The organism is Prevotella sp. DNF00663 (assembly GCF_001553265.1).
In the GTDB taxonomy this organism is placed as follows: domain Bacteria; phylum Bacteroidota; class Bacteroidia; order Bacteroidales; family Bacteroidaceae; genus Prevotella.
Genome location: NZ_KQ960601.1, coordinates 16267 through 32112, shown reverse-complemented (window position 1 = coordinate 32112; position 15846 = coordinate 16267). Strand labels below are relative to the sequence as shown.

Here is a 15846-nt window from a genome sequence, read left to right as displayed (position 1 = left end):
TTATGGTTATCGCAAATTTACTTCTTTATTCGCGCGTATCAAAAAATATCTGTGACGAAAAAGTACAAAAAGACTCAAAATTAATACAATTGCCTAATTATCAGTATCTTCTGTTCTATACTTCGAAGGCATAATGTGGTAGAAGTCTTTGAAGCATTTACAGAAATAACGAGCAGATGAAAAGCCGTTTTTATCGCTTACTTCTGCAATGGAAAGGTTGGATCTTGTCTTCAACATGTGGGCGGCTTTCTTCAGGCGGTAAGACTGTATGAAACTCATCGGAGTGTCTGAGGTAAGGCTTTTCCACTTGTTGAATAAGGCTGTTCTCGACATACCAATCTCGCGTGCAAATTTGTCTACATTGAAACTTGGATCGGTGTAGTTTTCCTCTATCAACTTGAGTGCACGCTCTAATAGCTGCTTATCTATTTCGTTGGTGGCTAGCATATCGGGCTGTTGTTCTGCTGATTTAGAGAAGCGTTGCTGTAACATTCTACGATTATTGATGAGATTATTGCATCGCGCCAATAAGATACTAGCTACGAAAGGTTTAGTGATATAGTCATCGGCGCCTATCTTGAGGCTCTCTACTTGGTTGTCGACAGATGTACGAGCCGTTAACAGCACCACAGGGATATGGCATATCTCCGGATTACGCTTGATAGAGCGACAAAGTTCGGTACCCAGCATTTTGGGCATGACCAAATCTGTCAATACAATATCAGGCATCGTCTCTTTGACTGCGACTAATCCTTGTTCGCCATCTTGTGCCGTCACCACTTTATAATAAGGACGGAATAAGTCTAGAAGCATTGTGAGGAGAGTTTCGTTGTCTTCAACAATAAGGATAGTGGCAGTCTCTTCGGGCTTTTCTACGATTTGCTCTACTTCCTTATCGGCTATCATGGTGGTCTCTACAGGGAGTGTCTGAACCATTAATTGCTGTTGTCCGGTAACCTCTCCTTTTGGAATTTCTATGATAAAAGAGGTACCGTTGGCTTTGTCACTTGTTACATGTATCTTTCCTTGATGCAATTCTACGATACCTTTGACAAGTGCCAGTCCGATACCGGTGCCTAGTTCGCGTGATGATAATTCCAATTGTTCTACCTGATAGAAACGGTCGAATATCTTTTCTATTTGTTCGGTAGGAATAGGATTGCCCGGATTATTCACAGATAGGGTGAAAGTTGTTTCGTTGGCAGATAGTGCTATCGACACCTCTCCGCCTTGTGGAGTGTGCTTGATGGCGTTGGCCAACAGATTGTTGATTACTTTTTTCATTTGTAGCAAGTCGAGCTTAGCAATAATATGTTCCGCATCGCATTGCAATTTCACTTCGATACCCTTGGCTACGCCATATTCCCGATAGATGAGGAAGGTCTCGTAAATAAGTGAGGTTAAGTCCAATTCCACGGGATGTATCACCATCTTGCCTTGTTCCTGCTTTCTGAAGTCGAGCAATTCCGTGATAAAGTCTCTTAGTTGCATGCTACTTTTGTGTATGCTGAGGAGTTTTGAATACCCTCTAGGACTGAATGTGTCCATACCAAGCATACTTTCCGACAACCCGATAATGACCGTAAGCGGGTTTCGTATCTCGTGTGAGATGTTCGTAAAGAATCGCAGTTTTGACTGATTCATCTCTTCTATGTCCGACGCTCGTTTACGTTCGTACTTCAAAGAGGCGTATAGCTTGACACGTTCTAGATAGTTGCTGGTGAGATACCAGATGATAAAAAAGAGAATAAATGAATATGCCAAATAGGCCCACCATGTCTTATACCATGGCGGTAGAATACGAATCTCAAGTTTTGCCGCTTGTATCTCCGGTCTCGACGATTTACAGATTAAGGTATAGCTGCCCGGATTCAAGTTGGTGAAGCTTACTACCGATTGTCCCTCATGCAGTTCATTCCATGTCTTAGAGTAACCTTCTAGCTGATAGACTAGCCGTGCACGGTTGTCTTCTATGTGGTTTGAATTGGCTATCTCGATGGCGAACATTTTCACATTATTCTTCAGTATAAGTTTAGAAGTGTATTCCAATGCATGCTCTAACAATCCTGTTTCGTCTTGAGGGCTCACCTCTTTGCCATTGACGAAGAGTTTGCCAAATTCTATATTGTATTTTTTTGAAATATTGTGCAACAGTTTCTCGTTGAAGAATAGCATACCATTGACACCACCCAAGAATACCTGGCCGTCTCTACTTACATAGAGTGCACGCTCATTGACGGCCGATAAGGGGAATCCGTTATCTCTTCCGAAGTTTTGGAAATGTTTTTCTTTGAGATTGAGTTCGGAGTAACCTTGATTGGTAATGACCAACATCTTGTTGGTGGATACCGACGATTCGCAGATGGAATAGACACAATCACTTGCCAATCCGTTCTTATTAGAATCATAATTTTCAAAGTTGTTGGTCTGCGCAATGTATCTGTCTATACCTGTACCTGATGTGCATATCCACACGTTTCCCTGTCGGTCGGTGTAGATTTTATTGATGTTGTTGCTACTGAGCGAATGTTGATTATGCTCATTGTGTCGATACCAATACAACATTTGCTTCCTCATGTCATAGCAGAACACACCGTCTCGTTCTGTTCCTATCCAAAGTTGCTGCTTCTTATCAATGGTAATACACGGTATAACCGATATATGCTTACTGAATTTATTTCGTTTCAGCAGTGGTGTACACTTGCCTGTCTCCGGCGTAAAGAGGCAAACTCCATTCTGTGTGGCGAGTATCAGCTTGTTGCCATAGGGCACGATGTCTCTTACGATGTTAGAGGGTAGGGAGTGAGAGTCACCCTCTCGGCGACTATAGTTGGTTATTTTGCCTGAATTCAAGTCCATTCTGTTAAGACCGCCCAAGTGTGTTCCTGTCCACAGGCATTGTCTTTTTCTGTCGTAGTATATGGATTTGAGGTTATTATGTGCAATGTTATTGGGGGTAGAAGGTAGCGAGAACCATTTAATCTTTCCGGTATTTCGATCGTACATGTTAAGACCGCCACCTTCCGTACATATCCATATGTGGTTTTGGTCATCTTCTGTCATACTTCCTACGATAGGACTACTTAGTCCGTCAGCAGGGCTTTTGCCCTCTCTGAAGTAGTTGTATATTTCATATTCCGGGTTGAAATAGTTCACTCCACCGAAGTATGTACCCATCCATAGTGTACCTTGTGAGTCTTTGGCTATACTCCAAATAGAAGCATTTGTCAGGCTCCCGGCCTTGTCATCGGCGTTATAGAGTTGGAAAGTACCATTGCCTTTATCAAATCGCTGTAGTCCCCTGAATGTACCAATCCATACATATCCTAAGTTATCTTGGCAGAATGTACGTACAAAATTGCTCTGCAAGCCGGTATGGTCTTCTGCTCTTATATTTCTGATGCGCCCGTCAGCGCTTATCCGATACATGCCGTCGGCCCAACTACCAATCCACGTCTCACGTTCTTTGTCGGTATAAATATCAATGATACTTCCCCTTTGGATGATGTGTTCCAGCTTTCCACGCTTTGTTCTGCGGTATACCCCTCTGTTTTTTGTGCCAATCAGCATATTGCCTTGGCCGTCGAATCCGATGTTGCTGATGGTGGTATTATCGGGAAGAACGGTAAATATAGTATGCTGGAGATCATGATCATAGGTATAGACGGTATTCTCTATGCCTACATATAATTGTTTGTTGAATTTGATAGCACTTACAGGTGCGTGATTGATGGTCTTAAATCGTCGGGTAGAAATGTCCATCATGGCCAGTCCTTCGGTACATTGCAGATATAGTCTTCTGTGTCCGTCGGATATAACCCGGCTTACGGTGTTACAAAAAAGCGAATGTGGCTCCCCTTTCTTTTTGCGATATACGGTGATGGTCTTACCATTATAGTAATTCAATCCCTCGCGTGTTGCAATCCATATCATGCCCAATGAGTCTACACAGACACTATTTACAGATACTTGCGACAAACCGTTCTCAGGCATCAAATGCTTGAAAGTGATGTTTTGAGCTGATAGCGATGTTGCTAATAGGAGTATTGATAGGAATAGGAGAGAGAGTCTTTTCATGTAGTGAACTGCGTAATTAGTGAATGACAACCTTGAGTGGGCTCTTTAAAGCGGCCATATATTCCTCACTTCTGAGTTGCCATTCGGTTTGTGTACGGACATCGTAGTTACTCCATGCACTACCGAAATAGTAGGTATAACGTGCATTGTTCTGCAATTTCTTCACGATACCTACTACATGGCCTTCATATCCTTTGTCGCTATTGGTCTTGGGGAGATACTTTGTTTGGGCACTTTGAGGGAACAGGATGCCTGTATAGATCTGGAAGTTATGCTTCTCCGGTGCATCCGTAGGGTCTACATATAATAGGTAGTCCTTACCTAACATCATGTCGTGTTTGTCGGTAGAGTGCACTACAATGCCGGCTGCCATGTCCATAGGCTTTTGTAGACCGTCGTACCACACTGTCATCTTATTATAGTTGGAGCCCTTGTCAAGGCTGATGATGCGATGTTCGGTCACTTGGTCGTTGTCACCGATCTTCTTGGTCTCGTATGTGAGAGCCAGTGTAAAGCGCAATGGACCGTTGTCTAGTATATCGTAGTCTTTGAAACAATAGGGGAAGATGAGTTCGCCTTTGCTCATAAGAGCCGGGGTGCCACATCCTAATGTCGGACCAACATTGTAACAATCCATACCGTTTCCTTGGTCTAAGTGGAACGTTGTAGCCAATCTGATAGCCTCGGCTTGTTCCTTTTTCCCCTCTCTGAGGAGTTTTTGTTGGCGGGTCGTACCGTCTAAGGCCTGCGTGTAGCGGTCTTTGACGACAAGCTCAGATGTATTTTTCGTCCAAACATCAATACCGAAAGCGCGTTCGCCGGTCTTTTGTAGTGCCGGTCCGTATACGCGATAGATACCTCTATCGTTTTCCCATGTAATGTCATCTACTCGCTCGCGGTAGAATTTCCCATATACCCATGCTTTCATGGGGTGGGGAATACCTTTCTCAACCGTGAATATGGCTTTGCCAAGAGGCAAGATTTCTACATCAAAAAGGAGTTTCCTGTCATGTGTAATTTGGTATGTTATCTGCTGTCCAAATGCATTTTTTACGATGATAGACTCGTATTGTCCGGGAGTGATGTGCTTGACGATGCTGTCGTAAGATACTTCCACGAGCTCTTGTCGTTGTGTAGGTAATTCGTTTGTGACGGTAACGGTTACTTTTTGAGCATGTCCAGCCAATGGTAACAAGTAAAAAGCTGATATGATGCTGGCGATTTTTAGTTTTTTCATGATATATTGTGTTTACTATTTTAAATGAATTGCAGTTGTGTCAGGGCTTTTTTGAACTACAAAAATACGTAAATATCTCTTTTTTACAAGCTTTTTTGTATTTGTTTAACAAAGTGCTTCTATGAGTAGATTTGCGATATGTTAGTTCGTTGGTGAATATGATGCTGGTTGACTCTGCGTTTGACTCTACCCCAAACAAACTGAATGAAAAAGTTGAATGAAAATTTTGCGGATTCAAAAAAAACGCATACCTTTGCATCGCAATTCGGAAATGGACTTTTGAGTTGCGAATAAATTGGGATATGGTGTAATGGTAACACTACAGATTCTGGTCCTGTCATTCTTGGTTCGAGTCCGAGTATCCCAACAAGAAAGAGGTTAACAAGTTGTCAATACAACGAGTTAACCTCTTTTCTTTTATACATAATATCGACAAATGAGGAAAGAGCGAGATATAGTTTGATAGGCTATATCTCGCTCTTTTGTGTTTATTTCGTTTCTAAGTGTCGTAGAATATAGTCCCTACATTCTTCCATCAGCCACTTCGGTGTGCTTGTTGCACCACATATACCGACAGTTTTGATACCTTCAAACCAACTCATTTCAATCTCTTCGGCTCGTTCTATTTGATGGCTGTTGGGATTGATATTCTGGCATTGCTTGAATAATACTTTGCCGTTGGAGCTCTTTCGCCCACTGACAAAGAGGATAACATCGTGGCGTGTGGCAAATGTGGCGATGTTGGGCATGCGATTGGCCACCTGCCGGCAGATGGTGTCGAAGCTCTTAAAGGTTGCTCCATCTTGCATGTGAGTCTGTAGGTAGTCGATGATTCGGTGAAATTCGTCGAGACTCTTTGTTGTTTGTGAGTACAGATAGATGTCGCGTGAGAAGTCCAACTTTTTCACATCTTCAAACTTCTCTATCACAATGGCCTTGTCATGGGTTTGTCCAACAAGTCCCAAAACTTCGGCATGACCATTTTTTCCAAAGATAACAGTCTGCGCATTGTCTTCGTTGTTATCGTGTTGTCTCTTGATTCGGCGCTGTAATTGTAGTACCACGGGACAGGTAGCATCTATGATTTCGATGTTGTTACGCCGTGCTATCTCATAGGTTTCGGGCGGTTCTCCGTGGGCACGGAGTAGCACTTTTACATCATGAAGGTTGCGCAACTGGTCGTGATCAATTGTAATGAGGCCGCGCTCGTGCAAGCGTTCCACTTCCATCCCATTGTGTACAATATCGCCAAGACAGTAAAGCGTCTTGCCGGAAGCCAGCTCTTCTTCGGCTTTTTGGATGGCTGTGGTGACTCCAAAACAGAATCCACTGCCATTATCTATTTCTATTTGTAACATGTAACTTCTTTCTATAGTTTGTAATCAATATTGATAATCACCTTCGAATGTTTTGGGTCGTTGGTTATCATCAATACGCGTGGTTTGGTACGAACCTTTCGTAACAGGCCAGCCACGCCTGTAATCTTGAGTTTCGTCTTCTCTCCGGGAGCAATCTTGGTTTTGTTCAGCGCCACTTCTATGCCGGCGGTGAACATTTGTAACTGCCGAATGTCGAGTACAGCTTTTCCCTTATTCTCAATTTCGATGACTCCTTTCAAACGCTTCCGTCCTTGGAAACTACCCAAATTAAGTGTTGTGGCAGAGGCTGAGAAGACAGGATTGCCTTTCTTGAAGACCGAATTTAGTTGGTTAAAGTCAGGCAATAACACTGTAGAAACAGATATTGCTTTGTTTTCAGACACCTTATCACCGGGCATAAAGCCTAGGTAAATAGTTGTCTGATTAAGTCCTAAATCGCGCACCAAACGTGAATTGAGTGTCACGGTAGCCACTCCAGTATGTCCCGGAGCAATGCGCGATGGAGCAACCTCGGCTTTCAGATAGTTCGGTAAATGCATCATGACCGGCTCAGCCGTGCGATCGGTGCTATTATAAATATGTATCTTCTGAATCGGGGTATCCCCTCTATTCACGTCGTCGAACTCTATATCGCCAATGTCGGTGTGCAATTGGCCGAGTTCAATGGGATATGTTCCGGCAAAAGAGGTCAATTGTGCCACCACGACACCCTTTAAGGTGAGCATGGTAGGAGTCGTTCCACCAGCTGTATAGATACCAATCTGTTTTTGGAAATGTCCCAGTTGCTTGGCATCGTAAGTAGCTTTTACACTGAATGCTGCACCGGGTGCGATGCCGTTGATTGGGAATTTTACTTGTGTACAACCACAATCCGACAGTACTTTGTCTATTCGTAATTCTGTCGTTCCTGTATTCTTTAGTTTGAATTCCACTGTTGAGGGAGTACGAAAGAGCACCTGTCCCATGTTCAACTCATGACGATCAGCGGTAATCTGTTGTGCCTGAAGACCTAAAGAGGCTATCATGAACAACGCTGTTATCATTGTTTTTTTATTCATTCGCTTGTTTTCTTATTTAATATGTAGGGATTTGGCCGTAGCTCGTCCGCTATATTCGGGAGCATAAGCACATTGTACAGTGCACAGCCCTGTTTGGTATTCGCCGGCACGGTCGATGTAGTATTCGGTTTCTACGATGTGTGTGCCTTTAGCCAATTGGTCAAAATAATAGTTCGTAGTATTGTCGCGTGGGGCACAATAATAGCCCCAACGATAGCCACTAAGTTGTTTGACAGGCTCTAGGCAGGCGGCACGCTTATCTTGTACTTGTACAAAGTCATAGTCACGATCGGCAATTATCGTGATACGAATCTTTATCTTGTCGCCTACTTTCAATGGGGTAGACCGGGGAGCAACGATTTCTCGTTTCACCTGAATACCCATACTTGCAGCTTGGATGTCTATTGTGTTTTGGGTAAACTGGGCGTATAGTGCACCCCAACTAGTGCCTTCGCCCTGCTTTTCAACCGTGAATGTCTTCATCGTTTTGCCCTCTTTCATCATTTTCACATATCCGGTTGCAGTCGAAGGCTTTGCTTCGAGCGCTGTACCATCAATGGAGAGTTTGGCAGGTGTAGCGTCTATCTTGAATGCGGATAGCCCTTTGGCAGGATTAGAGCCAAGTGTAAATGCGTAAATAGCATTAACAGCATTGATAGGAGTGTCCCAACTTTGGGTACGTTTGCATTGCAAGAGCCAGCGTTGCATGTCGTTGATAGTCTGCTTTTCAGTGGGATGAAGCAAATGGAAAGCTTCTATGGCAGCTACCTCTGTAGGAATCTTGTAGTCGAACCAGCTGTAGTAAGCATTTCTAGAGTCGTAATATCGTCCCATTTCTTCCTTATAAACACTGTATTCATTCAGGCTCTTGAGATTGGTCTCTGCCTGTTTCTTATATCCGTTTCGAGCCAAAATGACGGCTGTGTTGGCCTTTCCATAGATGGTATAATCGGCCGATGAGGCGGCAATCTGCTTCAACATGTAAGCTTGTGCTTCTCCTCCTTGGCGTCCAAGGTTTTTCAACAGTGACTTGATATAGAGTGTCTCTATTGTCATTTCGCTCGGCTCATCTATCTTAACACCGCGTTTTCGTTCCGCCATCATATAGTCGTATTCTTCTTGGAGCTTTTTATCCAAATACGTAATAGACTTTGTGATAAGCCTAAAAGCCTCTTGGTCGAGTGTCACAGTGCAGAGACGAGCCAGCATCTTGGTCACTTCGGCCGTCACATAACGACTCCCTCGCATGCCGGGCCACCAACTCCATGAGCCATCGGGGTTCTGCAGACCGCTTAATTTTTTCAATACGATGGTCTGGCGTTTCTCCAATTGCGACTCATCCAAGTAGTCAGCAAGCAACTGTTGTTGCTCCGTCTCGTTCTTAGCATCTGTCAACCATGGCGTTTCATCCAATGCCAGCGTCTTTAATTCTTCATTCTGCATCAACTTACTCTTCTGTTGGCTGTTGTTTTCTATCTTCCATTGCTTGATGACGCGGCTGATAGCAGAGTCTGAATATACAATATGTGTTGCTAAACTATTGGCATAATAGGCAGCCGCTAAACTGATAGCGTCGTCGTCACGTGTGTTGCTGACGGTGGGTAATGCCTGTATCATCAACCATTCTGGATTGTTGGTATACTCTATAGTCAACTTCACATCCTTGTCGATAGGTGCTAATTTCGTCAAATCCACGTTTTTTACACCTGCTCCTATTTGTGAGAAAGCGTACGTATTGGTCACTATTTCCTGCTCAGGCATGATGAGTAGGTAGTGCTGTTCGCCATCGCTGAAGCCACGACCTTCTACCATTGTACGGCAAATCAACAATGAAGAGTTGAGGCCTCGACCTTCCATGAAATTCTTAGGAGTTACGGTGAAGTTAACGTTAGCTGTCTTTGTAGCCTCCACATTGAAGTCTTTTACCACTTCGGTAAGCACTTTCTTCGTCTCTGGATCGATAATTTGCAGCGTCGCTTTGCCCTTTACAGCCTTATCAGAAGTATTAGACAGACGTGCATTGATTTCTCCCTTATCGCCTTGACGCAAAAATCTTGGCATGTTAGGTTGTACCATTACGGTCTTTTGAGCTACCGCCTCATCCTCCAATATGCCATATTTAATATCGGAATCGTGTGCTAATCCTATGAACTTCCACGTGGTTACGCTCTCCGGAAGGGTGAATTTTACGTTTATATTTCCGTTCTTATCGGCCGTTAAAGCAGGATAGAAAAAAGCTGTTTCGTTGAGGTTCTCGCGTAGTTGAGTCGTAGTCTTCGCGGTTTTTTCCTCTTCCTGAGCCTTTGGCGTCTCAAGGATTTGAATTCCGGCAACCTGACCTTCAAATGCATCTTTGCTATTCATCAACCTTTCTGCCTTTGTCATGGCAGAGCCGACCATCACCGATCGTGTTTTTGTTGCGGCAAAAGCGTAGTAAGGCATGGTTGCCCTAAAACCATAATCTAAATTAAACAACCCATTATCGAAGTGCGAGAAGTTGAACTCTTTCTCCGGTAATGCCCGCATGGGTAGCTCCCCATACATCGATATGTCGTTGAAATCGATTGTCTGCCAACGTGTGTTAGGCAGGTTCAGATACAGTAATGGTGAGAAATTCCACTTGTTTTTACGTATTTGGTCAAGGCTTTTGTCGTACATCGTTGCCATTAATTGTGCATTTGCAGCCTTGCCATCGGGGTGCTTGATGGTCAATGTCCATTCCTCATTTTGCCCCGGAATCAAACGGTTACGGAATGTTTTCCACTCCACCTGTAAGCGTTTGTCGGGTAAAGCTCGGCTAATTTCTGCTCTATGTGTATGGCATTGACCGTCTTTCACCCATGCGTAAGTAAGTAAAATGCCATCTCCCCATTCCTTTTGATAGCGGAAGGCGCGTGTGTTCAGCGCCTCACTTTGCTTGATAACGCCACTTTCCAACACTTTCTCATCACTCAACATGGTGTACAATATATATTGGTCGGGATCGCTCGACCCTATCTGCACATATACCGGTTTACCATCTTTAGGGAATGTATTGGCACTCTGATAGAACCAATCGTGAGTAGGTATAACGGGGTTCCTGTCTTTCACAGAGAAGACCACGAACTTTTGTTCCAATGTGTCTTCATTACATATAGCCTTCAACACGTGCAAACCCGACTTCAATTTCGTCATACGTGAATCGCTGATAGGCTCGTTAGCCTGCCCCGACATCGACATGTCATCAATCTTGAAGTATACTTTCCCAGCCACAGGTTCGCCCGATATATTCAAGTAACTGAAAGTAATGGCTTTTAAACTGTCGCTTTCTATCTTCTGTGGGAGATTATTTGTGAATATCGACGTGCGATTACTGAGTGGCAAACGTGTCTCGCCCGTATGGCTTTCACCGTTCAGGTCGGTTACCTTCGCCTGTATTTCGTACGAGTAATAGCGTGGTGTGTTTATGTCGCCTTCTTCAGGCAACTGCATCGGAACCTCTATTTTGAAAGTTCCATCGTCCGTTGTTACAGTAGTATCGCTCTTGATAGTCTGATCTGAACGTTCTGACCGATACCACCTGAAAGCCGAACGACGTACCACAGAGTATGCCACTTGAGCTCCTTGTACGGATATTCCTGCATACGTATGTGCCTTCCCTTGTACACTCACCGTGTCTCCGCTGTGGTAAACTTGTTTTACCTTATCGAATGAAACTTCAAATGTGGGGCGCTTATATTCTTCTACCGAGAAATCTGTATAGGCATAATCTACGTTTGCACGCACCGAGAATCGCCCGGTCAAACCTGTAGATGGCAACGTAAATTCGGTCGAGGCGGTACCGAAGGCATCGGTCTTCACGTCGCGCGAAGCCACTTTCTTGCTATTGGCATCGTACAAAGAGAGTGTCACTTGTTTGTCGGCGATAGCCTTTGTCTCTGTATGAGCGATGTTGTTATACACGATTGCGGCCACATGCACCGTTTGCCCGGGACGATAAATCTTTCTGTCGGTGAGCAATTGAGCCGTCTCGCTTGTTCCCTTATGATTGGTATAGTTGAAGTAACCGTTAAATTTTGTCTCCGGACAGTACTTGTCTTCATCGGTATAAGCGTGAATCCAGTCGGGCATGCGCTTCGAATAAGAGACCATTGCCTCTCCCTTCTCGTTGCAAACAACCGTTTGTATATCAGTCTTTTCTTCGAAATCCGGATGAGTAACTAGTTTCACCTTTGCCCCCGGAATTGGTTGACCGGTAGTAGCACTTACCACGGCAAGCCTGATTTGATGGTTGGGTAATACCTCGGACATCACATGTATATCGCTCACATGGAGTAAGGCACGCTCGACAGCGATGTTAGTATTGTCAGTTGTAAACTCTATCAAGTACACGCCTTTTGTTAGTCCCTCTATCGTCATAGAGTCGCTTGTCACCTTATAAGCAGGCAGTCCGATGTATCTATGAGTAATAGTCTTCTGTGTATCTAGCTGTAGATGCTTACGCAATTCGGTATAATCGTCTTCGTCATCAGCCTCTAACTCTACATAGCCGGTATAATCCAATCGCGTTACCGTCATCCTCAACTGCTGTACATTGGTGATACTGCGGATGGCAACCGTACGTTTCTTATCGGGTATCTGAACTCCTTTTCCCATATCTACCAAGAAGCAGGGTAGGGTGAGACGTGTTTTGGCATTGCGTAATATATTCATACGTGGCCAAGTTCCCCAGCGGCTGAGTGCATAGTTGATGTAGTTGATTTTCTCTTTTACCGATGTGTCTATTGCCTTATCCATGAAATTATAGCGCTCAATAGCCACTTCGCCGGCCATGGGTAGGTCATGGTATTCGTAGATAAGAGAGTCGAGGGTTTGTAGATAGTGCGATTTACGTGCTAATGCCACGTCTTCCCGACGGTCTTTTTGGGTGATGAGATAGGCACAGATACACGCTGCGGCCCTGTTTCCATGCGCTTTATAATAATCGTGTAGCTGTTGATAAGCCTCAGCTTCCATGCCAATGACATGTAATAGATCTTCATAGAAGATGTTGCTATCGTAACCTTTTACCACGAGCGGTTCGTAGTTTTTCGCCAATTGATGAGCCAACAAGTCCGGATGGCGCATAGATTTCTCGTAATACTCTTTGCTGATACGCTCATGTTCTTCCTGTGTTTCATAGTTTTTATAGATATGTCCCAGCACCGAGGCATAGACATCGGCTAGCACCTGATTCTTCCTTTCTGCTTTCTTTTGCTTTGTTTCTAGCAGTACGATGTGTTTCTTTAGGGAATCGGGCGATATAGATGTCTCGGCATCAGCCATTTTCAACTGTGCCTTGATGAGTTGTCCGTAGTCTCCGGCAGCCGTAGCTTTATCCACAATTACATTGAGTATCGAGATTTGCGTCTTGGGTAAATCCTTCTTTTCAGCCGCAGCCACTTTCTTCCAAAGCGACACATAACTCTCTGACATTCCTACAAAGGGAAATAAAGTAATCATCGTGATGAGAGCTAACAAATATTTCTTCATATCGTGATGCTTAAAAATCGATTCCCAATAAGTCTTGATTGAATGTGGAAACCGAATAATATTTTATTCAGAAGTGTATAATATATTATGCAAAGATACAAGAAATCTGTAGCGAAGCAAAAGAAAAGAGGCTTTTACTATGTGAAAAACTGCTATATTATATTTTATTTCATGAATAGAACGACAAAATATCAGACAGATTTTATACTTTTGCAACATACGAAAGAATATGATAATATCAAAACACTAACTAACCAATGAGACATGGAATCGGTAAAAAAAACTTACACAAAAAACTCTTTAATTTGCTAGTAATGCTCGTTTGCAGTCTGTTATTGACTGCTTGTCACGAGGAAGAGGAAGACAATGGTTTTCCTGATGAGAAGAATGCGGTGGTCTTCAACGGGCGTATAGTCAATTCAGAAGGTATCGGTATCAAAGACGTTAAGCTGCAAGCTTACTTCATCGATAGATATTATCTATATAGCAAGACTCGTAAAAAGGGTGAAACCAAGACCGATCAAAATGGTAATTATCGGCTGAAAATCTATGTAAGAGCTGATGAAGACTCACTTCTTAAGAAGAGAAGTGAGTCCTTTTATCAATTGACAGCCGATGTAAGTTGTCTCCCAAAAGATAAGTACCTGATACCGGAAGACGAGAAATATAGTATAGAGTTGTATGGAGAACGTCCGGATCCTGTAGAGCAATTAGCGTGTTTGGTTCCAGAATATCGTAAGATAGACGTGACTCTGACTGGATTCAGTGCGAAAGACGATACCCAAAACAAATTTAGAATCACTGTAAGGCCGTCCGCGGGATTCTATGTGAAAGACAAGAATGGCAAACGTCAATTCTTATATAAACCCGATAAGAGCTACGAAGCCACTCAGGCCAATGCCCGGTATACGATTCCTTTTGCCATCAACGACAGTACGGAAGTTGCGGTACTTCGCGAGAAAGATGGAAGGATAAACTATGTGTGGAAGAAAGTTTTCATCGGTAAGACGTCGCCAACTAGCTTGACGTTCGACTACAATGCAGCGGATTAATAGCTTCAATCTCTGAAATCTCATCCCCAAGAAGCTTCTCTTTTAAGAGGAAAAGTCCCATCCCTTCTTTCCCCAAAAGGGGAATGAGGGGGAAAAAGAGATAAGGAAAAGCTAGTAAACTGATGAACTTAAAGGCTTATTCAATTACTTATTAACTCAACAACTTATGGACTTATCTTGCTGCACCGGCTCGCCAGCATCGCTGCCTAGGCTAGTCAGCATGGCTGAATGGGCTTTGCAACATTGCTGGCGAAGCCCTGCAGTGAGTTAATTGTTGAGTAGCTGAATAGACTATTTGGTAAGATTGCAGCCATATATGTCGTTACTTGATGATGAAAGTCCCCTTTTCTATGCCTCATAAGTATCGATATTGTAGAAAAAAGGAGAGTGTGTTGTTGCGAATGAAAGATAATATTGTTACTTTTGTGGAAAATTATAACATAATATATTAAATTCGTTGACATTATGAAAGATTTGGATTGGTCTAATCTGTCTTTTGGTTATATACCAACAGACTACAATGTCCGCTGCAATTATCGTAACGGCAAGTGGGGTGAAGTGGAAGTTTGCTCCGATGAATATCTGAAACTTCACATGGCTGCCACCTGTTTACATTATGGTCAAGAAGCTTTCGAGGGCTTGAAAGCCTATCGTTGTCCCGATGGTAAAGTGCGTGTTTTCCGCATGGAAGAGAATGCCGCTCGCTTGCAAAGTACTTGTCGTGGTATCATGATGCCGGAGGTTCCGACCGAGCTTTTTGAAGAAATGGTGAAGAAGGTTGTACGTCTTAATCAAGAGTATATACCTACCTACGAGAGTGGGGCAACGCTTTATATTCGCCCATTGCTCATTGGTACGAGTGCACAAGTGGGTGTACATCCTGCCGACGAATATATGTTCTTGATATTTGTAACGCCTGTAGGGCCTTATTTCAAGGGTGGTTTTGCCAGCAATCCATACGTGATTATTCGTGATTATGACCGTGCTGCGCCTCTGGGTACAGGTATTTATAAAGTAGGTGGAAACTATGCTGCGTCATTGAAAGCCAACCAGATAGCACATCAAAAAGGCTATGCCAGCGAATTTTACCTAGACTCTAAGGAGAAGAAATATGTGGATGAGTGTGGTGCAGCCAATTTCTTTGGAATCAAGAACAATACATATGTCACTCCAAAATCGACTTCGATACTGCCTTCCATCACCAATAAGAGCTTGATGCAGATAGCAGAAGACTTGGGATTAAAGGTGGAAAGGCGTCCTATTCCGGAAGAGGAACTCGATACATTTGAGGAAGCTGGAGCTTGTGGAACGGCTGCTGTCATCTCGCCAATATCGCATCTTGATGATCTCGATACAGGTAAAGTATATAACTTCGGTGACCAACCGGGACCGTGGTCTAAGAAACTTTACGATACACTTCGCGGTATCCAGTATGGTACGGTGGAGGATAAGCACGGTTGGACAACCGTGGTCATTGAATAAAGAAATAGATTTAAAGGCATGTTGAGCAGAGCTTGGCATGCCATTCTTTG

7 protein-coding genes and 1 tRNA gene are annotated in these 15846 nt (G+C 43.5%); 3 read left to right on the top strand and 5 right to left on the bottom strand.

Translation table 11 applies throughout. The features are described from left to right. Positions 1–93: 93 nt before the first annotated feature. Positions 94–4077: a hybrid sensor histidine kinase/response regulator gene (locus HMPREF3034_RS02815; protein WP_082721673.1), complete on the bottom strand. Its 3984-nt coding sequence runs from the start codon at positions 4075–4077 to the stop codon at positions 94–96. Between the two features lie 16 nt (positions 4078–4093). Then, on the bottom strand, positions 4094–5314 hold the full coding sequence (locus HMPREF3034_RS02810) for a DUF4861 domain-containing protein (RefSeq protein ID WP_062432983.1): 1221 nt from the start codon (positions 5312–5314) through the stop codon (positions 4094–4096). A gap of 296 nt (positions 5315–5610) precedes the next feature. Between HMPREF3034_RS02810 and HMPREF3034_RS02805 the strand changes: the two genes are divergently transcribed. Further along, positions 5611–5681: transfer RNA gene (locus HMPREF3034_RS02805), tRNA-Gln, on the top strand. Between the two features lie 121 nt (positions 5682–5802). Here HMPREF3034_RS02805 and HMPREF3034_RS02800 read toward each other — a convergent pair. From HMPREF3034_RS02800 to HMPREF3034_RS02790, 3 genes are read right to left on the bottom strand one after another with little or no spacing between them, the layout of a single operon-like run. After that, complete coding sequence (locus tag HMPREF3034_RS02800) at positions 5803–6672, bottom strand: 4-hydroxy-3-methylbut-2-enyl diphosphate reductase (protein ID WP_062432980.1); 870 nt, start codon at positions 6670–6672, stop codon at positions 5803–5805. A gap of 11 nt (positions 6673–6683) precedes the next feature. Further along, positions 6684–7751 (bottom strand): DUF1573 domain-containing protein, encoded by a 1068-nt coding sequence (locus HMPREF3034_RS02795; RefSeq protein ID WP_062432977.1) that lies wholly within the window; start codon positions 7749–7751, stop codon positions 6684–6686. Positions 7752–7763: 12 nt separating this feature from the next. Further along, complete coding sequence (locus tag HMPREF3034_RS02790; RefSeq protein ID WP_062432974.1) at positions 7764–13262, bottom strand: alpha-2-macroglobulin family protein; 5499 nt, start codon at positions 13260–13262, stop codon at positions 7764–7766. A gap of 257 nt (positions 13263–13519) precedes the next feature. On the opposite strand from HMPREF3034_RS02790, the gene HMPREF3034_RS02785 reads away from it, so the two are divergent. Both HMPREF3034_RS02785 and HMPREF3034_RS02780 read left to right on the top strand, forming a co-directional pair. Continuing rightward, on the top strand, positions 13520–14314 hold the full coding sequence (locus tag HMPREF3034_RS02785) for a hypothetical protein (protein WP_156431021.1): 795 nt from the start codon (positions 13520–13522) through the stop codon (positions 14312–14314). 465 nt (positions 14315–14779) lie between these two features. After that, positions 14780–15796 (top strand): branched-chain amino acid aminotransferase, encoded by a 1017-nt coding sequence (locus HMPREF3034_RS02780; protein ID WP_036897293.1) that lies wholly within the window; start codon positions 14780–14782, stop codon positions 15794–15796. Positions 15797–15846: the final 50 nt, after the last annotated feature.